The organism is Bradyrhizobium sp. AUGA SZCCT0177, from assembly GCF_018130125.1.
Taxonomy (GTDB): domain Bacteria; phylum Pseudomonadota; class Alphaproteobacteria; order Rhizobiales; family Xanthobacteraceae; genus Bradyrhizobium.
The window spans coordinates 1-21546 of sequence record NZ_JAFCMA010000022.1 but is presented as its reverse complement, the minus strand read 5'-3'; the positions used below and the strand labels follow the sequence as shown (position 1 = coordinate 21546).

At 64.0% G+C, this 21546-nt stretch carries 13 protein-coding genes; 9 read left to right on the top strand and 4 right to left on the bottom strand.

What is annotated here, in order from left to right; genetic code table 11:
- The first annotated feature begins 153 nt into the window (after positions 1 to 153).
- The 4 genes from JQ597_RS24215 (at position 154) to JQ597_RS24200 (ending at position 4917) form a co-directional block, all read left to right on the top strand.
- A complete protein-coding gene (locus tag JQ597_RS24215; RefSeq protein WP_212267321.1) occupies positions 154 to 828 on the top strand; it encodes an ABC transporter ATP-binding protein in 675 nt (224 codons plus the stop codon).
- On the top strand, positions 825 to 3287 hold the full coding sequence (locus JQ597_RS24210; protein ID WP_212267319.1) for an ABC transporter permease: 2463 nt from the start codon (positions 825 to 827) through the stop codon (positions 3285 to 3287). Before JQ597_RS24215 ends, JQ597_RS24210 begins: the two co-directional genes overlap by 4 nt.
- Complete coding sequence (locus tag JQ597_RS24205) at positions 3277 to 4362, top strand: lipocalin-like domain-containing protein (protein WP_212267317.1); 1086 nt, start codon at positions 3277 to 3279, stop codon at positions 4360 to 4362. Before JQ597_RS24210 ends, JQ597_RS24205 begins: the two co-directional genes overlap by 11 nt.
- A 162-nt stretch (positions 4363 to 4524) precedes the next feature.
- Positions 4525 to 4917, top strand: coding sequence for an MAPEG family protein (locus JQ597_RS24200; RefSeq protein WP_212267315.1), 393 nt, complete (start codon positions 4525 to 4527; stop codon positions 4915 to 4917).
- Positions 4918 to 4984: 67 nt separating this feature from the next.
- Here JQ597_RS24200 and JQ597_RS24195 read toward each other — a convergent pair whose 3' ends face one another.
- The 3 genes from JQ597_RS24195 to JQ597_RS24185 all read right to left on the bottom strand — a co-directional run bounded on the left by JQ597_RS24195 (position 4985) and on the right by JQ597_RS24185 (position 10806).
- The gene (locus tag JQ597_RS24195; RefSeq protein WP_212267312.1) at positions 4985 to 6175 is read right to left on the bottom strand and encodes an ABC transporter substrate-binding protein; all 1191 of its coding nucleotides are present in this window, start codon (positions 6173 to 6175) and stop codon (positions 4985 to 4987) included.
- A 255-nt stretch (positions 6176 to 6430) separates the two neighbouring features.
- Positions 6431 to 9586: an efflux RND transporter permease subunit gene (locus JQ597_RS24190; RefSeq protein ID WP_212267309.1), complete on the bottom strand. Its 3156-nt coding sequence runs from the start codon at positions 9584 to 9586 to the stop codon at positions 6431 to 6433.
- Positions 9583 to 10806: an efflux RND transporter periplasmic adaptor subunit gene (locus tag JQ597_RS24185; RefSeq protein ID WP_212267306.1), complete on the bottom strand. Its 1224-nt coding sequence runs from the start codon at positions 10804 to 10806 to the stop codon at positions 9583 to 9585. Before JQ597_RS24185 ends, JQ597_RS24190 begins: the two co-directional genes overlap by 4 nt.
- A gap of 702 nt (positions 10807 to 11508) precedes the next feature.
- Here JQ597_RS24185 and JQ597_RS24180 point away from each other — a divergent pair.
- From JQ597_RS24180 to JQ597_RS24160, 5 genes are all read left to right on the top strand, one after another.
- Entirely contained in the window at positions 11509 to 18462 is a 6954-nt protein-coding gene (locus JQ597_RS24180) for a cadherin repeat domain-containing protein (protein WP_212267303.1), read from the top strand.
- Between the two features lie 184 nt (positions 18463 to 18646).
- Complete coding sequence (locus tag JQ597_RS24175; RefSeq protein WP_212267302.1) at positions 18647 to 19147, top strand: phage tail protein; 501 nt, start codon at positions 18647 to 18649, stop codon at positions 19145 to 19147.
- Between the two features lie 9 nt (positions 19148 to 19156).
- The gene (locus JQ597_RS24170) at positions 19157 to 19678 is read left to right on the top strand and encodes a phage tail protein (RefSeq protein ID WP_212267301.1); all 522 of its coding nucleotides are present in this window, start codon (positions 19157 to 19159) and stop codon (positions 19676 to 19678) included.
- A gap of 9 nt (positions 19679 to 19687) precedes the next feature.
- A complete protein-coding gene (locus tag JQ597_RS24165) occupies positions 19688 to 20212 on the top strand; it encodes a phage tail protein (protein ID WP_212267300.1) in 525 nt (174 codons plus the stop codon).
- Positions 20209 to 20778 (top strand): GNAT family N-acetyltransferase, encoded by a 570-nt coding sequence (locus JQ597_RS24160; protein ID WP_212267299.1) that lies wholly within the window; start codon positions 20209 to 20211, stop codon positions 20776 to 20778. The genes JQ597_RS24165 and JQ597_RS24160 overlap by 4 nt, the downstream gene beginning before the upstream one ends.
- Before the next feature lie 69 nt (positions 20779 to 20847).
- Here JQ597_RS24160 and JQ597_RS24155 read toward each other — a convergent pair whose 3' ends face one another.
- Positions 20848 to 21150, bottom strand: a complete 303-nt coding sequence (locus tag JQ597_RS24155) for a DUF6916 family protein (RefSeq protein WP_249148141.1) — start codon at positions 21148 to 21150, stop codon at positions 20848 to 20850.
- Between the last annotated feature and the right edge of the window lie 396 nt (positions 21151 to 21546).

Genomic DNA, 21546 nt, shown 5'->3' with positions numbered 1-21546 from the left:
CCCCTGATATTGAGGCCGTGATCTGATATCGCGGTCCTGATATGTTGCAGGGCATCACGCCAGGGGAATTCATGGTCAATTCGATCCATCGCCGCATCGACATTTTGGCCACGCCGGCTTTCCCCACGCGCCGGAAGCTCGCGTGATCAGCGCATGAGCAACGGCGAATCAATCGTGCTCACCGTGAACGGCCTGACCAAGAGCTACCGCGCCGCCGGCGAGGAGGTCGCGGTGCTGCGCGGCGTCAACCTGTCCGTCGCGGCCGGCGAGAGCGTCGCGCTGACAGGTGAATCCGGCAGCGGCAAGAGCACGCTGTTGCACCTGATCGCCGGCCTCGATGCCGCCGATGGCGGCGCGATCAGGCTCGACAACGCGTTGGTCTCCGAGCTCACGGATGCCGGCCGCGCCGAACTGCGCCGTGATCGCCTCGGGCTGGTGTTCCAGCAATTCAACCTGATCCCGAGCCTCACCGTCGAGGACAATCTGGTGTTCCAGTCGCGCATCGCCGGACGCCACGATGATGCCTGGCATCACGAGTTGGTGGAGCGGCTGGGCCTGACGAATCTCCTCAAGCGCTATCCCGAGCAATTGTCCGGCGGTCAGCAGCAGCGGGTCGCGATCGGCCGCGCGCTGGCGACAAAGCCGCTGCTGTTGCTCGCGGACGAGCCGACCGGCAATCTCGATGAAGCCACCGCCGACGAAGTGCTGGCGCTGGCCCGCGACCTCGTGGCGCGCAGCGGCTGCGGCTTCCTGATGGTGACGCACAGCGCGCGGCTCGCCGCCACGCTGGACCGCCAGGTCAATCTGCACGCCGGGGTGATCGCGTGAGGCGCGCGCTCTGGACGCTCGCCGTATTGCTGAGCCATTGGCGGCGCCATCCGATGCAGCTCGCGACCTTGCTGATCGGCCTGATTTCGGCGACCGCGCTATGGAGCGGCGTGCAGGCGCTCAACCAGCAGGCGCGCACGTCCTATGACCGCGCCGCCGCCACATTCGGCGGCACGCGAACGGCGATGTTGGTCGGCCGCGATGCGCCAACCTTCCCGCAACAGCTCTTCGTCGACCTGCGCCGCGCCGGCTGGCCGGTATCGCCGGCACTCGAAGGCCGCATCCAGATCGGTGGACGCTCGTTCCGCCTGCTCGGCATCGAGCCTGTGACGTTGCCGCGCGAGGTCGGCAGCGCGCCCGGGGTCGAAACCGCCAATCTGCAAGCCTTCATGACGCCGCCCGGCCAAATGCTGGTGGCGCCGGAAACGCTTTCCGATCTCAAGCTCACCGAGGGCGCTACAGCTGTCACCAATGGCGGCTTGGCATTACCGCCGCTGCGCGTGCAGGCGCAGCTGGTCCCCGGCGTACTGGTGGTCGACATCGGCATCGCGCAAACTCTTTTGAAAACGCCGGATCAATTGTCCCGCCTGCTGATCGGCAAGGCCACGGGCAAACCTGCGCCGTTGGAAAATGTCGTCGGCGACAAATTGCGTCTGGTTGCGCCGGATGCCGAAAGCGATCTCGAACGGCTCACCGACAGTTTCCATCTCAACCTCACCGCATTCGGACTGCTGTCGTTCTTCGTCGGCCTGTTCATCGTCAATTCCGCCATCGGGCTTGCCTTCGAACAGCGCCTGCCGACCTTGCGCACGCTGCGCGCCTGCGGCGTGTCGGCGCGGATGTTGAACAGCGTGATGGTGATCGAACTGGTGTCGCTGGCGCTCTTCGCAGGCCTGATCGGGCTCGTCTGCGGCTATCTGATCGCCGCGACACTGCTGCCCGACGTCGCCGCATCCCTGCGCGGGCTATACGGCGCGCAGATTCCGGGACAGTTGACACTGAAGGGCGAATGGTGGTTCGCGGGCATCGCCATCAGTATTCTGGGCGCGCTCGCGGCCGCGGCGACCAGCCTGACCAAGGCGATTCGTTTGCCGCTGCTCGCCACCGCGCAGCCCTATGCGTGGCAACAGGCGCAGCGCCGCTGGCTGATGTTCCAGAGCGCGGTGGCGCTCAGCGTATTCGCCGCTGCCGGCGCGTTTCTGTTGTTCGGCGATTCCCTGGTGTCGGGCTTTGCCGTACTCGCGGCCCTGCTGCTCGGCGCGGCGCTGATCCTGCCGATGCTGTTGGAAATCGTGCTCGCGTTCGGCCAGCGGCATGCGCGCGGCCCGCTCAGCACCTGGTTCTGGGCCGACAGCCGCCAGCAGCTCTCGGGATTGTCGCTGGCTCTGATGGCGCTGCTGCTCGCGCTCGCGGTCAATGTCGGCGTCGGCACCATGGTCGGCAGTTTCAACCGCACGTTCCTGGTCTGGCTCGACGGAAGGCTGGCGGCGGATGTCTATGTCAACGCATCAAGCAATGCGCAGGCGACCGAGATCAGGACGTGGCTGCGCGAACGGCCCGAGGTCGAAGCGATCCTGCCAGGCGGCCGCGCCGACACGCAATTGGCAGGCGCGCCACTCGAAGTGCTGGGCCTGCCCGATCACACCACCTATCGCGACAGCTGGCCGCTGCTGGAGTCGGCGCCGAACGCCTGGACCAGACTTCGGCCCGGCACCACCTGCCTCGTCAGCGAACAATTGGCGCGGCGCCTGAAATTGTCGATTGGCGATCGCATCGACATTCCGGCATCGGGCGGCAACTGGACGCTGGAAATCGTCGGCATCTATGCCGACTACGGCAATCCGAAGAGCCAGATCGCGGTCAACTACGCCGCGCTGACGCGGCGCTTTCCGGAGGTCCCGCTGACGCGGATGGGCCTGCGCGTCGCGCCCGGCCAGATTCCAGCGCTGATCACGGCTTTGCAGGAAAAATTCGGGCTCGACGATCGCAACGTCGCCGATCAGGCGACGATGAAGGCGGAATCGAAACGCATCTTCAACCGCACCTTCTCGGTGACCGCGGCGCTCAACGCCTTCACGCTCGGCGTCGCCGGTATCGCGCTCCTCACCAGCCTGCTGACGCTGAGCAATTCGCGGCTGCCGCAACTGGCCCCGTTATGGGCGATCGGCATCACACGGCGCAGGCTGGCCGCGATCGAGCTTCTCAAGACGATGTCGGTCGCGTTGATCACCGCGCTGTTCGCACTGCCGCTGGGCCTCCTGGTGGCATGGTGCCTGCTCGCGATCGTGAACGTAAAGGCCTTTGGCTGGCGGCTGCCGTTCCACGTCTTCCCGGCGCAATTGCTGTGGCTGGTCGGCGTCGCGATGGCGGCGGCCTTTTGTGCGGCAGCGCTTCCGGTCATGCGACTGGCGCGGATGCAGCCGGCCAGCCTGATCAGGATCTTTGCCAATGAGCGCTAGCGGCCTGATATCCCGCCGCAGTTTTGCCGGCGGCTTGTTGATCGCCTCGCTCGGCAGCAAGGTGTTGGCGCAGGGCTTTGCCGGCTTAGGCGAAAGCGCCAGTGGTTATGCCGCCGTCATCCCCGGCCGGGCATTTTCATTTCCCGCCGATCATGGCCCGCATCCGGAATTTCGGATCGAGTGGTGGTACGTCACGGCGAATCTCGCCGATGCCAACGGTGTCCCTTATGGCGCGCAGTGGACCCTGTTCCGGCAGGCAACAAAGCCGGGCATGCAACAGGAAGGCTGGACCAATCAGCAGCTCTGGATGGGCCATGCCGCGGTGACGCGCGCCGACACCCATCGCACCAGCGAGACCTTTGCCCGCGGCGGCGTCGGTCAGGCTGGCGCTGACGCCGATCCATTTCTCGCCTGGATCGATTCCTGGGAAATGCGCGGGCTTGGCGCCGTCAATCCGGCAAACATGGCGCCGCTCGAACTCAAGGCCTCAGGCGCCGATTTCAACTATGCGCTGCGCCTCGATGCCGACCGGCCGCTGGTGCTGCAGGGCGAGGCCGGCTACAGTCGCAAATCGCTGCGCGAACAGGCCTCCTATTACTACAGCCAGCCGCACTTCTCGGCGAAAGGCAGCATCACCATCGACGACAAAACTGTCGATGTCACCGGACAGGCCTGGCTCGACCGCGAATGGAGCAGCCAGCCGCTGGCCTCCGACCAGAGCGGCTGGGACTGGCTGTCGCTGCATTTCAAGACCGGCGAAAAGCTGATGCTGTACCGGATGCGCCAGACCGACGGCCAGCATTACGGCTCGGGCAAATGGGTCGCCCGCGACGGCAACACTGAGCCGCTCGCTTCAGCAGATATCAGCTTCACGCCGCAGGCTTACACGGAGATAGCGAACCGCAAGATCCCGACCTCATGGCGCATCGCCATTCCCAAACTCGCCGTCACGATCGACTGCACGCCGCTCAATGCGAAGAGCTGGATGGGAACGAATTTTCCTTATTGGGAAGGCCCGATCAGCTTTGGCGGGAGTCACACCGGATTAGGCTATCTGGAAATGACGGGGTACTGAAACGTCATTCCGGGGCGATGCGAAGCATCGAACTACGATGTGCTATTGCACATCTGAGAATCTCGAGATTCCCCGGTGCGCAATTGCGCACCTGTGGTCTGGTGCTAACGCACGATCCCGGAATCACGGCCAGGACCGTTCGCAAAGAGGAATCACTCGCCAATGTACCACTTCACCGCTCTCGTCACCTGCCTTGCCATCCTGTTCTACTTCTTCACCTCGATTCAGGTCTCGAAAGCGCGCAGCGCGTTCGGCGTGAAGGTACCGGCGACGTCAGGCCATCCGGATTTCGAGCGCGTGTTTCGCGTGCAGATGAACACACTGGAATGGATGCCGATCTTCCTGCCGTCGCTATGGCTGTTTGCGGTCTATATCAGCGACCCCTTCGCGGCAGGGCTCGGCCTGGTCTGGATCGCCGGCCGCCTCCTCTACATGTTCGGCTATTCGCAGGCCGCCGCCAAGCGCGGCCGCGGCTTTGGCATCCAGGCGTTAGCTGCGATCGTGCTCTGGGTCGGCGCGTCGGGCGCGATCGTGTGGCGGATCGTACAATGGTGAGCACCGCGCAACTCCCTCCCCACGTCGTCCCGGCGTTCGCCGGGACGACGATGGTGAGAGACGTGCCTCACTTCGTCAGCGGGCAGCCCGAATCCTTGGCGCTCGGAAACGCCTTGTCGCCGGGCACCACGGCGAGCTGCTTGTAATAGTCCCACGGCTTCTTCGACTCCGACGGCTTCTTGACCTCGAACAGATAGAGGTCGTGCACCATGCGGCCGTTCTCGAGCACCTTGCCTTGCGCGAAGAGATCGTCGACCGGCAGTTCCTTCAGCTTCTTGGCGACGGCCTCGGTGTCCTTGGTGCCGGCCGCCTTGACCGCTTTCAGATATTGCAGCGTCGCGGAGTAAGTGCCGGCCTGGATCATGTTCGGCATCCGGCCGGTGCGCTTGAAGAAACGGTTGGCGAGGTCGCGGCTCCTGTCGTCGCGATCCCAGTAATAGCCTTCCGTCAGTACCAGGCCTTGCGCCGCTTCCAGTCCGAGGCCGTGGACTTCGGCGAGCGTCAGCAACAGGCCGGCCAGCTTCTGTCCGCCCCTGACGATGCCGAATTCGGCCGCCTGCTTGATCGAGTTGGTGGTGTCGAGACCGGCATTGGCGAGCCCGATGATTTTCGCCTTCGAACTTTGCGCCTGCAGCAGGAACGACGAAAAATCCGACGAGTTCAGGGGAATGCGGACCGCGCCCAGCACCTTGCCGCCCATTTCCTTGACGAGGTCGCCGGTGTCTTTTTCCAGCGCATGGCCGAACGCGTAGTCGGCGGTCAGGAAGAACCAGCTGTCGCCGCCGGATTGCACCAGCGCGCCGCCGGTGCCGACCGCCAGCGCGTGGGTGTCGTAGGCCCAGTGGAACCCGTAAGGCTGGCAGGCGTCGCCGGTGAGCCGCGAGGTGGCCGCACCGACGACGATGTCGATCTTCTTCATCTGCTTCGACAGATCATGAATCGCGAGCGCGACCGAGGAGGTCGTCAGCTCCGTGATCATGTCGACGTTCTCGACCTCATACCAGCGCCGCGCGATCGCAGTGCCGAGATCGGGCTTGTTCTGGTGGTCGGCGGAGACGATCTCGATCTTGTGGCCGAGCACCTCGCCGCCGAAATCCTCGATCGCCATCTTGGCGGCCTCGAACGACCATTTGCCGCCGTAATCGGCATAGACCCCGGACTGATCGTTCAGGATGCCGATCTTGACGCCCTGCGCCGCCGCCGGTGCGGCGAGCAAAAGGCCGCTCAATGCTACGGCTATCAACAAACCCGATTTCATATCTGTCTCCCGGCAGTTCTTGGTTTTGGAAATTTCAGGGCAGTAATATTCTATAACCCTGCGGCGGCCCAGCTATTCAAGTCAGCCAATAGTCTTGGGCTGGTCGGCGATCCGATCTCTCCCTCCGTCATTCCGGGGCGCGCGAAGCGCGAACCCGGAATCCATTAGGCGGCAAGTTTCGTAGATGAATGGATTCCGGGCCTGCGCCAAGTGGCGCATCCCGGAATGACCATGGAGCAACAAGCTCACCCGCGATCACACCGCGGCGACATCCTTCGGCTTCTTCGGATCTGCCAGCCCACGAACGATCATGTAGAAGATCGGCGTGAAGATCAGGCCGAATACCGTAACGCCGATCATGCCGAAGAACACCGCGACGCCGACCGCCTGGCGCATTTCCGATCCCGAGCCGGACGAGATCACCAGCGGCAGCACACCGAGAATGAAGGCGAACGACGTCATCAGGATCGGCCGCAGCCGCAACCGGCAGGCTTCGATCACCGCCTCCAGCCGCGGCTTGCCTTCAAGCTCGATGTCGCGCGCGAACTCGACGATCAGGATCGCGTTTTTCGCCGCCAGCCCCACCAGCACCACGAAGCCGATCTGGGTCAGGATGTTGACGTCCTGCCCCATGATCCGCACGCCGATGGTGGCGGCGAGCAGGCACATCGGCACGATCAGGATCACCGCGAACGGCAAGCTCCAGCTGCCATATTGCGCCGCCAGCACCAGGAACACGAACAGCACGCAGATCGGGAACACGTAGAGACCCGCATTGCCGCCGGTGACCTGCTGATAGGACAGGTCGGTCCATTCATAGGCGAAGCCGCTCGGCAGCGTCTCTTCCGCCAGCTTCTTCATGGTGTCGATGGCGGTCGCCGAACTGGTGCCCGGCAGCGTGTCGCCCTGCAGCTCCGACGCCGGATAGAGATTATAGCGCGCGACGCGGTCCGGCCCTGAGATGTCCTTGAAATCCACGACGCTGCCGAGCATCACCATGTCGCCGGCGGCGTTGCGGGTGCGCAGCCGCGCCAGATCGGAGGTTTCCTTCCGGAACGGCAGATCGGCCTGCGCCGTGACGTGATAGGTGCGGCCGAACAGGTTGAAGTCGTTGACGTAGATCGAACCGAAATAGGACTGGATGGCCTCGGTGACGCTCGAAATCGGCACGCCAAGTTTCTGCGCCTTGACCCGGTCGATGTCGACGAACACCTGCGGCGTGTTGGCGGTGAACGGCGAAAACACCGAGGTCAGGCCGGGCGCCTTGCGCGCCGCGCCAACCAGCTCGTCGGTCGCAGCGGCAAGCATTTCCGGTCCGCGGCCCTGGCGATCCTGAACGCGCATGGCGAAACCACCACCGGTGCCGATGCCCGGCACCGCGGGCGGCGGAATCACGATGATGAAGGCGTCTTCGATCGCAGCGAGCCGCTTGCGCAAATCGTTGGTGATGACAGCCGCGGTCAATCCCTTCTTGATCCGATGTTCCGGATCCTCGAACACCGGGAACAGGGCCGCGGCATTGCCCGCCTGCGTTCGGGTCGCCCCCGAGAAGCCGGCGAACGCAGCTACCCTGATGATGCCCGGCGTATCGAGCGCGATCTTTTCGATCTCCCGGACCACTTCGGTGGTACGCGCCAGCGACGCCGCGCCCGGCAATTGCACGGATACGATGATGTAGCCGCGATCCTGCGCCGGAATGAAGCCTTGCGGCGTGGTGTAAAGCAGCCATCCGGCGCTGCCGATCAGCGCGGCATACAGCAGCAGCATGACGGCCGAATGCCGGATCACGAAATTGGCCGCGCTGGCGTAACCATGCGCCAGCCGGTCGAAGGTGCGATTGAACACCCCGGTGAAGGCGTCCCAGCCGCGCCCGATGAAATTCCAACTGGCCGGCGGCTTCTTTTCCGCGTGCGGTACCAGGATCAACGAGGCCAGCGCGGGCGACAGTGTCAGCGAGCAGAAACAGGAGATCGCGGTTGCCACCGCGATGGTGACGGCGAATTGCTGGAAGAACTGCCCGGAAATGCCGCCGAGGAACGCGGTCGGCACGAACACCGCGCACAGCACCAGCGCGATCGAGACCAGGGCTGCACCCACCTCTTCCATCGTCTTCAGTGCCGCGTCGCGCCGGCTCATGCCGTGTTCGAGATGCCGCTCGACGTTTTCGACCACGACGATCGCGTCATCGACCACGATGCCGACCGCGAGCACAAGCCCGAACAAAGTGAGGTTGTTGATCGAGAATCCCAGCGCCGCCATCACGGCGAAGGTGCCGACCAGCGACACCGGAATCGCGATGATGGGAATGATCGCCGGACGCCAGCCCTGCAGGAACACCAGCACCACGATGACGACGAGGATCATCGCCTCGTAGATCGTCTTGATCAGCTCGCTGACGGATTGCGCGATGAACTCGGTCGGATTGTAGCCGATATTGTAGTCGAGGCCCTTGGGAAAGTCGGCCTTCAGCTTCGTCATCGTATCGGAGATGTTCTTGGCGGTAGCGAGCGCATTCGAGCCGGGTCGCTGGGTCACCAGCAGTGCGACGGCCGATTTCCGCAGCAGGAAGCTGTTGGTCGTATAGGACAAGGCCCCCAGTTCGACCCTTGCCACGTCGCGCAATCGCACCGTGCGGCCGTCGGAGCCGGATCTGACGACGATGTCCTCGAATTGCTTGATATCCTTCAGCCGGCCGGTGAAGGTGAGATTGGGCTGGAAAGCCCGGTCGGCGATCGGCGGCTCCGCGATCTGCCCGCCCGTGATCTGCAGGTTCTGCGCACGGATCGCCGCCAGCACTTCGCCGGCGGTCATGCCGAGCGTGGCGATCCGGTCCGGATCGAGCCACAGCCGCATCGAGTAGTCGCGCGCGCCGAACATCTGGATGTCGCCGATGCCGTCGACGCGAAGCAACTGATCGCGCACCTGCAGCAGCGCATAGTTGCTGATATAGAGCTGGTCGAAGCTGTCGTCGGGCGACAGCATGAACACGACCATCAGGATGTCGGGGCTGTTCTTGCGGGTGACGACGCCGTTGCGCTGCACCTCTTCCGGCAACCGCGGCTGGGCGATGGCGACGCGGTTCTGGACCAGCACCTGGGCCTTGTCCAGATCAGTACCGAGCTTGAACGTCACCGTGATCGTCAACTGCCCGCTCGAGGTGGCCTGGCTGTAGAGATACAGCATGTCCTCGACGCCGTTGATCTCCTGCTCGATGGGGGCTGCGACCGTATCGGAGACGGTCTGCGCGGTCGCGCCGGGATATTGCGTGGTGACCACCACGGTCGGCGGCACCACTTGCGGATATTCCGACACCGGCAGCGTGGTGTAGGCGATCGCGCCGATAATCAGCAGCACGATCGACAGCACCATCGCCAGGATGGGCTGATTGATGGAGAGCCGGCCGAGGTTCATTTCTTGTCACCGGCAGGCGCTGGAGTGGGAGCGGGATTCGGCGTGACTTTCGCGCCGACGCGGGCGCGCTGCAGGCCGGCGACGATCACGCGATCTTCGGCCTTGAGGCCTTCGCGGATTACGCGCAGGCCTTCGTCGAGCGGGCCGAGGGTTACCGGCTTCGCCTCGACGGTATTGTCGTCCTTGACGACGAAAACGATTTTTCGCGATTGATCGGTGGCGATCGCGGTATCCGGCAGCAGCAGCGCTTCATACGGCGCACTGCCGATCAGCCGCACGCGGCCGAACTGCCCGGGCAGGATCGACATGTCCTTGTTCGGAATCACGGCGCGGCTGCGCAACGTACCGGTCGAGACGTCGAGGCGGTTATCGATGAAATCCATCTTGCCGTCATGCGACGGCTTGGTCTCCCCGGTCAGCGTCACCTGCACCGGGTTCGGCGTATCACGCGAACTCGGCCGCCGGCCCTCAAACCACAGGCGGTTGTTCCTCAAATAGGTCGTCTCGTCCACGTCGAAATAGATGTAGATCGGATCGAGCGAGACGATCGAGGTGAGCAGGGTCGAGGCGCCATCGCTGCCCTGCACCAGATTGCCGGGGGTCACGAGATGACGGCTGACGCGGCCCGCGATCGGCGCCATCACATGGGCGAATTCGATGTTGAGCCTGGCTGCCTTGAGCGCGCCTTCGGCCTGCATCTCGGCCGCACGTGCCGCCTGCAGGGTCTGGCGGCGCTGATCGACGATGGAATCGGAGACCGCCTGGGTCAGGTTCAAGGTCAAGGCGCGATCGAGTTCGCGTTTGGCGAGTTCGCCCTTGGCGCGCGCATCGGAAAGCTGGCCGTCGGCTTGGTCTGCGACCGCTTCAAAGGGGCGGGCATCGATTACATAGAGAAGATCGCCAGCCTTGACGAAGGCGCCGTCGCGGAACTCGACGCTGTTCACGAAGCCGCCTACGCGGGCGCGAACCTGGACTTCCTGGACCGCCTCGAACCGCCCGGTGAATTCGTCCCAATCCGTGACGGTGCGCTTCACCGGCTGCGCGACCGTAACCGGCGGCGCCGCGGCCGCGGCTGGCTGCGGGGGCTTGTCACCACATCCGGACAGCGCCAGCGCGGACACCAGGATCAGCGGCGAGAGGCTGCGAAGCGAAGGGAAGAAGACGTGACGGCCTTCCGGTTGAACCGGACAATCCCGTTTTTCAGTCGCGCTCAATTCCATCTGCTCCATCTCCCCTGGCACTTCCCGACATCTCGATCGATGGAGGCGGCTGCCGCTCCCCGGCGGAGGTCACAGATGTGACTGGTTCCCAGTCTGTTCAAGAAGGCGATGGGATCAAGCACAATCGTTATGCATGGCGGACGATCACGCCTTGCGCCGGTGCGGGTACTGGGCTGGCACGAATGGGTCAAAAGTGCTGGCCTGAAGGAAAATCGCCGGATTGCGCCATCGCGGCCACCGCGCCGAACATGACGAAAACGTGACATCACACAATTGTCGTCGGCCGCGTCGCCCAAAGTTCCATCTAGGAGAAGCGGACGACCGGCAGCGCCTCCGCGTCGACGTTACGGCCCACGCCCATATGGTTAATAATCCGAGAACATTGACTCCAGGTTGTGCGCTCGGCTACGATCATGGTTGCTAAAGTCTTAATTTTTATCCAGCCGCATTTATTGAACATTGATTACCCCCTTTTCGTTGCGGCGTTAGTGAGTGAGGCATTTCGGAGTGACGAGCGAGATTTCTGTCGCTGGTAACAGGTCTCCCCGAATTGCGTTTGCAGTCCTCCGTTCATCGGGCGGACCGGGCTGCTGCAACATCGCGCACACCATCCATCAAAACATTCGACGTGTTCACGCATCGCGCTAGCCGCGCGATTGGCTGCGTGACGCGGACAAGAAACTTGCGTTGGGAGTACGAATAATGGCGAACGATTTGCCCCCCGGTTTGCTGCTGCCGCCTGGGACAGGCGTTACGCCTCCCGTCGTAAACCCACCGCCGCCCCCGCCCGGCCCCGGCACACCGCCCGGTGGCCCCGTCATTATCCCTGGTCCCGGACCAGCGCCGCCGACATCCAATACGCCGCCAGCGACCGCGACCGACGTCAACGCCGCAGCCAACAGCGTCGTCGAAGGCGCCGCCGTCAACACGCTGGTCGGCGTGACCGCCCGCTCGACGGACGCCGAAGGTCAGACCATTACCTACACGCTGGCGTCGGACAGTTCCGGCGGCGGCTTCAAGATCGACGCGGCCACCGGCGTGGTGACGGTCGCCAACCCCGCCAAGATCAACTTCGAGACCGCGGCGGGCCACGCCTACACCATCACGGTGAATTCGTTCGACGGTTTCTCCACGTCGTCGCAGAGCTTCACCATCAACGTGTCAGACATCGCGCCCTCGACCCCGGTCGACAGCAATGCCGGCGCCAACACCGTGGCGGAAGGCGCCGCCGCCAACACGCTGGTCGGCATCACCGCCTCCTCTACCGACATCAACGGCCCGGGCGTCACCTACAGCCTGAGTAATAGCGCCAACGGCGCCTTCAAGATCGATGCGGCCACAGGCGTGGTGTCGGTCGCCGATCCCACCAAGATCGATTTCGAAAGCACTGCGCCCGGGCATGTCCTCAACGTCACCGTGGTGGCGAGCGACGGTACGCTGTCGAGTTCGCAGAACTTTGCCATCAACGTGACCGACGTCGCGCTGGCGACGCCGGTCGACGGCAACGGCGCCGCCAACAGCGTCGCGGAGGGCGCCGCCAACGGTTCGACCGTCGGCCTCACCGCGTTCGCTGTTGACCCGAACGGCCCGGCGACGACCTATTCGCTGATCGGCGACACGTCCGGCGGCGGCTTCACCATCGACGCCACGACCGGAATCGTCACCGTCGCCGACGGCACCAAGATCGATTTCGAGACTGCGGCCGGTCACGCCTATTTCGTCGTCGTGCAGGCGTCTAACGGCGCACTGAATATGGCGCAAACCTTCATGATCGGCGTGACGGATGTCGCACCCGCGGCCCCGACCGACAGCGATGCAGCGGCCAACACGGTGCTGGAGGGTGTCGCGAACGGCACCGTCGTCGGCATCACCGCCGCCTCGAGCGACATCAATGGCGGAGCCGTGACCTATTCGCTGACCGGCGATACGTCCGGCGGCGGCTTCACCATCGACGCCGCGACCGGCATCGTCACCGTCGCCGATTCGAGCAGGATCGATTTTGAAACGTCCGGCGGCAGCTACACCGTCACCGCGCAAGCCAGCGACGGCACCCTCACCAGTTCGCAGACCTTCACCATCGGCGTGACCAATATCGCACCATCGATCCCGGTCGACACCAATGCCGGCGCCAACTCGGTGATCGAAGGCGCTGCCAATGGTTCAACCGTCGGCATCACCGCTTCCTCGACAGATATCAATGGACCCGGCGTAGTTTATAGCCTCGCCGACAGCGCCGGCGGCCGTTTCACCATCGATGCCGCCACCGGCGTCGTCACCGTCGCCAACTCCAGCGCCATCGACTTCGAGAGCGCGCCGGGCAACAGCTATACGATCGTGGCGCGGGCCACCGACAGCGGCGGATTATTCAGCCAGCAGTCCTACACCATCGCCGTCACCGACGCGGCGCCTTCGACGCCCGTCGACGGCGATGCCGCAGCCAACACCGTCGCCGAGGGCGCCGCCAACGGCTCGACCGTCGGCGTCACCGCGTCTTCGACCGACGTCAACGGCCCGGGCGTGACTTACACGTTGACCGGCGATACCTCCCTCGGCGGCTTCACCGTCAATGCGGCGACCGGTGTCGTCACCGTCGCCGATTTCACCAGGATCGATTTCGAAACCTCGGGCGCCAGCTATACCGTCACAGTGCAGGCCAGCGACGGCACGCTGGCCTCTTCGCAGGCCTTCGTCATCGCCGTATCCGACATCGCGCCCTCGACGCCTGTCGACAGCAACGGCGCCGCCAACCAGGTCGTCGTCGGTTCTGCAGCCGGTGCCACGGTCGGCGTCACCGCATCAGCCACCGATGTCAACGGCCCGGCCGTCACCTACTCGCTGGTCGGCGACACCTCGAATGGCGGCTTCACGGTCAATGCCGCGACCGGCGTCGTCACCGTCGCCGATCCGAGTAAGATCCTCCTCGCCGATCCCAGCTATGACATTACCGTCGATTCCAGCGACGGCACGCTGCACAGCCAGCAGACATTCACGGTCAATGTCGTCACCAACCTGGCGCCGGCCATCGACTCCGACGGCGGCGGCGCCGTCTTCGCCAAATCGGTCGCGGAGAACACCACGGCTGTAACCACCGTCCACGCCACCGACCCGGATGCCGGCCCCTCGCCGGTCACCTATTCGATCGTCCCCGGTGACGACGGCGGCAAGTTCGCGATCGATGCGAACACCGGCGTTGTCACTTTCATCACCGCGCCCGATTTCGAGAATCCGACCGATACCGCGACCAGCGGCAACAACACTTATGTTGTCACCGTCCGCGCCTTTGACGGCCTCTCGTCCGACGACCAGACCATCACCGTCACCGTCACCGACGTCAACGACGCACCGGTCATCACCTCGAGCGCTTCGATCAACGTCAACGAGAACCAGACCGCAGTCGCCACGGTCACCTCGTCAGATCAGGACAGTCCGGCGCAGACACTGACCTACTCGCTCGCCGGTGGCATCGACGCGGGCAAGTTCTCGATCGACCCCGGCACCGGTGTACTCACCTTCCAATCCGCACCGAACTTCGAGGTCCCGACCGACATCGGCACTGACAACAACTATGACGTCATCGTTCGCATCACCGACAACGGCGCGCCGAACCTGCACACCGATCAGGCCGTCACCGTTCACGTCCAGGACGTCAACGAGGCGCCCAATACCAACGCCATCATCGCGACCGGCAACGAAGACCCGGCCGGGCCGGCCTATATTCCGATCACGATCACCGGCACCGACGTGGACTCCGGCGACTCCGTTGCGTCGTTCCACATCAGCGGTTTGCCGGGCGGCGCGCAGGGCACGCTCTACAGCGACGCCGGCCTGACCACGGTCGTGACCGAGGGCGCCGACGTGGCGGCCTCAGGCAACGCCGCGACGTTGTATTTCGTCCCGGCCGCAAATTTCAACGGCGCGGTGACGTTCAACGCGGCTGCGACTGACAGCCATGGCCTCACCGACGCGACCGCGGCGGTCGAGACCATCAACGTAACGGCGGTCAATGACGCGCCGGTCAATACCGGCGTGCCGGGTCCCTTCACGGTGATGTCCGGATCCACCCATACCATCACCGGTCTGTCGGTATCTGATATCGACGCCAATGAGGCCGGCGTTGCCACCGACATCACGACGACGCTGACATCGGCCGGCGGCGGCGCGGTGACGATCGGTGCCGTCGGCGGCGGCGCGGCCATCGGCGGCAACGGCACCGGTACGGTGACGCTGACCGGCTCGATCGCAGAGATCAACGCTTCACTCGCGGGCAGCGTGGTCTACACCGCGGCGGACGGCGCCACCGGTTCATCGCTGACGACGCTGACGATTGCCACCAACGACCATGGCCACACCGGCATCCCCGGCGCCATCACCGACACCGACATCATCCAGGTCGGCGTCACGCCGCAGGTCTGGTTCATCAACGGCGACCAAAGCGCCATCGACGGGGCCGCGCCGCGCGGTTCACAGACCAATCCATTCACCGACGTCACCGAATTCAACGGGTCCAGCGGACCTGGCGTCAACGACTACATCTACGTCAAGGCCGGCACCTATACCGGCCCCGGCATCAACCTGAAGGACGGGCAGACCCTGCTCGGCGACGACCAGCCGCTCTCGCTCACCGATCCGTTCGGCGGCCCGGCCATCGTCATCGAAACCGCCAGCGGCGCGCGACCGACCATCAATGTCACCAGTGCCGGCGACCAGGGCATCGACCTCGCCCAGAACAACACCATCCACGGCATCAACATCACGACCGCAACGGGCACCACCGGCCTCGACGACGGCCAGGGCGGCGGCGGCAACGCGGTCGGCAGCCTGACCATCGACCAGATGCAGATTTCGGGCGCCGGCCAGGCGGTCGACATCGACCAGGGCGGCGCGCTCAACGTCACCATCGACACGTTGAGTTCATCCGGCGGCGCCTATGGCGTTCAGCTCGGCGGTGCGCTGACCGGTACCTTCACCGGCACCACTGGCACGCTGTCCGGCCACACCACAGCGGAATTCGACATCAACGGCGGCACCGGCAACATCAGTTATGGCGGTGCGATCGGCAATGGCACCGGCCTGTCAGCTTCGGTCGCCAGCCACACCGGCGGTACGATTGCCTTCTCCGGCGCCGTCACCGACAGCAACGATGCCGGTGGCGGCATCTCGCTCACCAGCAATACCGGCGGCACCATCAATTTCACCGGCGGCATGACGCTGGATACCGGCGCCTCGAACGCCTTCGTGGCGACCGGCGGCGGCACGGTCAACGTGACCGGCACCAACCACCTCACCAGCAGCACCGGCACCGCGCTCAACATCACCAGCACCACGATCGGCGCAAGCAACGTCACCTTCCAGGACATCTCGTCCAACGGCGCGGTCAACGGCATCGTACTCAACACCACCGGCACCAGCGGACATCTGGTCGTCACCGGCACCGGCACGACGGACGGCACCGGCGGCACCATCCAGAACACTACCGGCCACGCCATCAGCCTGACCAATACGCAGGACGTCACCCTGCGCAACATGAACATCACCGGCGCCGACGGCAACGGCATCAACGGCAACACAATCAACGGCCTGGTGTTGAGCAACCTCAACATTTCAGGCAGCGGCGACAGCACTTCCGGCAATGGCGAAGGCAATATCTATCTGTTCGAACTGACCGGCAACGCCAGCCACGTCACCACCTTCGACGACCTCAACGTCACCAATTCCTATGTCCACAACGTCTTCATCGAGAACACCGGCGGCACGCTCGCGGATCTGGTGGTGACCGATAGCACCTTCTCCAACAACGGCGCCTCGACGTTCGCCGGCAGTCAGTTCGTGGTCAACCTCGCCTCCGGCGGCGTCGCGGGAACGCCAACCGCGACGGTTCACGCCACGCACAATACGTTCAGCGGCAATCTGTCGACGCCGTCGACCTTCACCGCGACCGGCTTCCAGGGCTCGTCCAACGACGGCACGCTCAACGTCCACATCGGCGACGGCACAGCCGGCGGCCTCAACACCTTCAATACCAACAATTCCGGCATCACCCTCAGCAGTGCGCTCGCCGGCAACCTCAATTTCGACGTCAACAACAACACGGTCACGAATAACCGCGCGGTCGGCATTGCCATCAACCATTTTGGCACCGGCACCGTCACCGGCTTCCTGCAAAACACCACGATCGGCACCCAGGGCGTGGCAGGTTCCGGCGCGCAGATCGGCAACGGCCTCGACCTCCACGACGAGGCCGCCAGCGGCACCATGACGCTGAGCGTCACCAACAACATCATTCAGAGCGTCGGCGGCGGCGGCCTGGGGTTCGAGGGCATCGTCGCCCAGGTCGGCGTCGGTGCCCAGAACTCGGCGAGCACCTTCAATCTCACCCTGACCGGCAACACCATCCGCGACATCATCGATGACCGTGGCCTCTTCGTGAATAATTTCAATAACGCCGGCCTCAGCGTGATTAACGCGAATATCAGCGGCAACACGTTCTCCAACGCCAACGCAAGCGGCGCCAACACCACCGCGCGCGTCGGCGGCGCGCCCGGAGGGTCCGATCACGTCAACGTCACCCAGGCCAGCGCCGCGGCGCTGGCTGCGGCCAACGGCCTGACCGCAAGCGGCGCACCCGGCAACACGATGCGGGTCGACACCAACGTGTTCTTCAGCCAGCCCGCCCCGCCGTCGCCGCCGCCGACGCCGCAGATGGCGCTGAACGGCCAGGGTCCGGGCAGTTCGGACGTCCTCACGATGGACGCGCTGGCGCCGCTGCTCGCGGTTGCGATTGCCCATTGGGCCGCTGCCGGCGCGTCAGCCGCGCAGATCGAGCAAATGCAGAATGCCCAGATCCGCATCGCGGACCTGCCCAATTCCGGCTTCCTAGCCAACAGCGACGAGCATGGAATCACGATCGACAGCAACGGCGCAGGCTGGGGTTGGTTCGTCGATCCGACGCCGGCCAATAACAGCGAATTCGATACCGCGACTGCGCCGAACCAGCTGACGGCAACCAGCGGGAGCGCCGCCGGTCGTATCGATCTGCTGACGGTGATCGAGCACGAACTCGGTCACGTGATCGGCCTGGAGCATTCGGACATCGCCGGCCTCATGAATGTCGTTCTCGATACCGGCGAACGCAGGTTGCCCGACACGATCGACGTCGCGCTGGCCCCGACCACGACCTTGACGCCGACGATCTCGCTCGGACCGGTGACACCCACCGCGTCAACGGGAGCTGCCGCAAATCCCGGCAACGACACCATCGACGCCGGCACGGGTGGCGGCTTCCTGTTCGGCGGCGGCGGCGCGGACAATTTCGTGTTTGCGCATGTCGACGTCCATGCGGCGACGGCGCCGCCGGTCACGCATGTCGTGGATTACAGCTACGCCGAGGGCGACCGGTTCGACTTCTCCGCGCTGACCTCGCAATTCCACGCGACCGGTTTCAGCGACGGCATGATCGTGCGCGCGGTCGAGGATGGCAGCGGCCAGTTCGCGACGCTGCAGGTGAACGCGAACGACCCCTTCGGCCCGCCGGCCGCGGCCAACTGGGTGAGCGTCGCGCAAATCGACGGCGCGCATTCGGGCGATGCCCTGAACGTGCTGATCGACGGTCATTCGGGCGTTCATCTCGCCCAAATCCACGTCGGTTTGCTGGTTTAGAGCCAGCAAACGGCGTGTGCCCGTTGACGCCGCAATGGCGTGCTCCGGATCGCGCTGATGCGGCGCCATCCATTACGGATGAATGGCCGCGCCCCTCCCGCGCGTCGTCGCAGATTCATCTCGACGGCGAAGATCGGATCGGTTAATACCTTAGGTAGATTGACTGGAAGCAAGGGGAGAGAGCGTGGGTCAACCTTACCTGGGTGAAATCAAGCTTATTTCCTGGAATTTTGCGCCGAAGAACTGGGCGTTCTGCAACGGACAGCTTCTGCCGATCAATCAGAATCAGGCGTTGTTTTCGATACTCCAGACATTCTATGGCGGCGATGGACGGACCACCTTCGCGCTCCCCGATCTGCGCGGGCGAACCGGGCTTCATCAGGCCCCGGGCTTCGTCATCGGTCAGAAAAGCGGCGAGGAGTTTCACACGCTGGTTACCGGCGAAATGGCCGCACATAATCATGGACTGCTCGCATCGGACACGCAGGGCAACGTGAACACGGTGCAGGGCAACATCCTCGCACGTGAGGTCGGCATCCCCTATGGAGGTCTCGCCTCTCCAACGACATTGCATCCCGCGACCGTATCGAACGTCGGCGGTGGCCAGCCTCACGAGAACCGGCAGCCATTTCTCGTGGTCAATTTCATCATTTCCCTGACGGGCATCTACCCGTCGCGAAACTAGAGATTTCCCATGAGCAATCCCTATATCGGCGAAATTCGAATGTTCGGCGGCAACTTTGCACCAGCCGGCTGGGCGTTCTGCGACGGATCCCTGATTGCGATCTCGGAGAACGACGCGCTCTTCACCCTGATCGGCACCACCTATGGCGGAGACGGCCAGTCTACTTTCGCCCTGCCCGATTTGCGGGGCCGCCTGCCGATCCATCAGGGACAGGGACCCGGTATCGTGCAATCCTACGCCGTCGGCGAAACTGGCGGCGTCGAAACCGTGACGCTCACTACCCAACAGATTCCGATCCACAATCATGCGTTCATGGCCTCGACTGCGATCGCGACGAACCCAAGCCCGAGCGGCAATGTGCTGGCGACCTCGCCAACCATCAGCCCCTTCGTGATCGATGTGGCGGGCCCTCAATTGGTCGCCACCGCCGTCCAAGGCACCGGCTCCAACCATCCACACGACAACATGATGCCCTTCCTGACCGTCAGCTACATCATTTCGCTGTACGGCATTTTTCCGACGCAAAGTTAGAGGCCATCCATGTCAGACCCGTTCGTTGCGGAGATCAGGATATTCGGCGGCGACTTTGCGCCGACAGGATGGGCGTTGTGCAACGGCCAGCTCATGCCGATCTCGCAGAACACGGCCTTGTTTTCGATACTCGGGACCTATTACGGCGGCGACGGCAAATCGACCTTTGCGCTCCCCAACCTGATGGGCTCAGGCGCCATCAGCCAGGGACAAGGGACCGGACTGAGCGATCGCTATCTAGGCGAACCCGGCGGCGTCCAGACGGTAACCCTGTTGCAGGGGAACTTGCCGCTCCACAACCATTTTATCCAGGGATCGACCGAGAACGCCACGCTCAAGGAGCCCACACCTACCGAATTCCTCTCGCGATCCAAGGCGGGCACCATCTATCAGTCCAACATCGCCAATCTCGTCCAGATGAATGCGCAGACACTGGCTCTTACCGGCAGCTCGCATCCTCATAACAACATGCAGCCGTATCTGACGCTGACCTACATCATCGCCTTACAGGGCGTTTTCCCGCCGCGCGGATGAACCTGCGGGCCGCCGACATCTCGCCAGTTTCGTTCGGCTGGTTGCGCGCAGCCGGCGCAGGTCTCGGCTTTCGCCGCATCGCCGACACCGATCTGGCGTTCCTCGCCCGGCTGTATGCCTCGACCCGCACCAGCGAACTCGCGGCTTTTCCGTGGAGCGAGGCGGAAAAGGCGGCGTTCCTCGACATGCAGTTCCATGCGCAGCACACGCATTACCAGAGTCAGCATCCCCAAGCCGACCGGCTGGTGGCGATGCGAGCCGGAGAAGACATCGGCCGTCTCTACATCGAGCGCTGGCCGAGCCAGCATTGCATCATCGACATTGCGTTCCTCCCCGAACATCGCGGCAAAGGGCTAGGCGAAGCCCTGCTGCGCGACCTGCTGGACGAGGCCGCCGCCGCCGGCAAGGACGTGTCGATCCATGTCGAGAAGTTCAATCCGGCGATGCGGCTTTACCGGCGTCTCGGCTTTGTGACCGAGGAGGACAAGGGCGTCTACGACTTGATGCGGTGGCGGGCGGAGACTGCGGCGGTGCGTACTGCGTACGGGTGGGTTAGCGAAGCGTAACCCACCATCTTCGTTCTCACGTCCGCGGTGGGTTACGCCTTCGGCTAACCCACCCTACGAATCCCCGCCTCACGCAAATATCGCCTGATAACCGCTGCCGCCTTGCAGCGGACCGATCGGCACCAGAAATATTTCCATCACCCCGAGCGCAGGATGCGTCACCGGGTAGATCGCCTGCGACAGCGACGTGCCGGCAGGAGCTGTGAACAGCAGCGAGAACGCCGCGCCTTCCCTTCCGCCCGCGCCAGTCGGATCGGCCTTCACCAGCTTCAGCGGCAACACGCCGCCGGTCGTCTGCATCTCGAAGTCAGCATCGAGATGGGATGCGAAGTCGTCGAGCTTGAGCGTCGCAAGGTCCGGCGATGAAGCCATCAAAATATCCCCTTCGGTTGTGCCAAGCCTCTAACATATCGCAGCACGACGCGCCCGGATTTTTTGCGCGTGGGTAAAGCGTCATTCCGGGGCGCGCGCAGCGCGAACCCGGAATCTCGAGATTCCCCGGTGCGCAATCGCGCACCAGAGGTCTGGTCCTTCGGACCATCCCGGAATGACGGCTTGATTTAGACGCCGTCCTCTCCCCGTCATTGCGAGCGCAGCGAGGCAATCCATACTGCGCCAGACCGAGGCGTGGATTGCTTCGCGGAACCTGTCATCGGGCGCGCATTCGCGCGACCCGGTGGCACATTCTCACCCATCCCGTCCCACTCAGAGGGGCGTCGGCCGTCGTCATGACGAGGGGCGGGGATGCGGTGGACGTTGACGTTGCGA

Excerpts from the sequence above, each read along its gene's own strand:
- JQ597_RS24215 (WP_212267321.1), top strand. The coding sequence starts at position 154 with ATGAGCAACGGCGAATCAATCGTGCTCACCGTGAACGGCCTGACCAAG.
- JQ597_RS24205 (WP_212267317.1), top strand. The coding sequence starts at position 3,277 with ATGAGCGCTAGCGGCCTGATATCCCGCCGCAGTTTTGCCGGCGGCTTG.
- JQ597_RS24200 (WP_212267315.1), top strand. The coding sequence starts at position 4,525 with ATGTACCACTTCACCGCTCTCGTCACCTGCCTTGCCATCCTGTTCTAC.
- JQ597_RS24195 (WP_212267312.1), bottom strand. The coding sequence starts at position 6,175 with ATGAAATCGGGTTTGTTGATAGCCGTAGCATTGAGCGGCCTTTTGCTC.
- JQ597_RS24190 (WP_212267309.1), bottom strand. The coding sequence starts at position 9,586 with ATGAACCTCGGCCGGCTCTCCATCAATCAGCCCATCCTGGCGATGGTG.
- JQ597_RS24185 (WP_212267306.1), bottom strand. The coding sequence starts at position 10,806 with ATGGAATTGAGCGCGACTGAAAAACGGGATTGTCCGGTTCAACCGGAA.
- JQ597_RS24180 (WP_212267303.1), top strand. The coding sequence starts at position 11,509 with ATGGCGAACGATTTGCCCCCCGGTTTGCTGCTGCCGCCTGGGACAGGC.
- JQ597_RS24170 (WP_212267301.1), top strand. The coding sequence starts at position 19,157 with ATGAGCAATCCCTATATCGGCGAAATTCGAATGTTCGGCGGCAACTTT.
- JQ597_RS24165 (WP_212267300.1), top strand. The coding sequence starts at position 19,688 with ATGTCAGACCCGTTCGTTGCGGAGATCAGGATATTCGGCGGCGACTTT.
- JQ597_RS24160 (WP_212267299.1), top strand. The coding sequence starts at position 20,209 with ATGAACCTGCGGGCCGCCGACATCTCGCCAGTTTCGTTCGGCTGGTTG.
- JQ597_RS24155 (WP_249148141.1), bottom strand. The coding sequence starts at position 21,150 with ATGGCTTCATCGCCGGACCTTGCGACGCTCAAGCTCGACGACTTCGCA.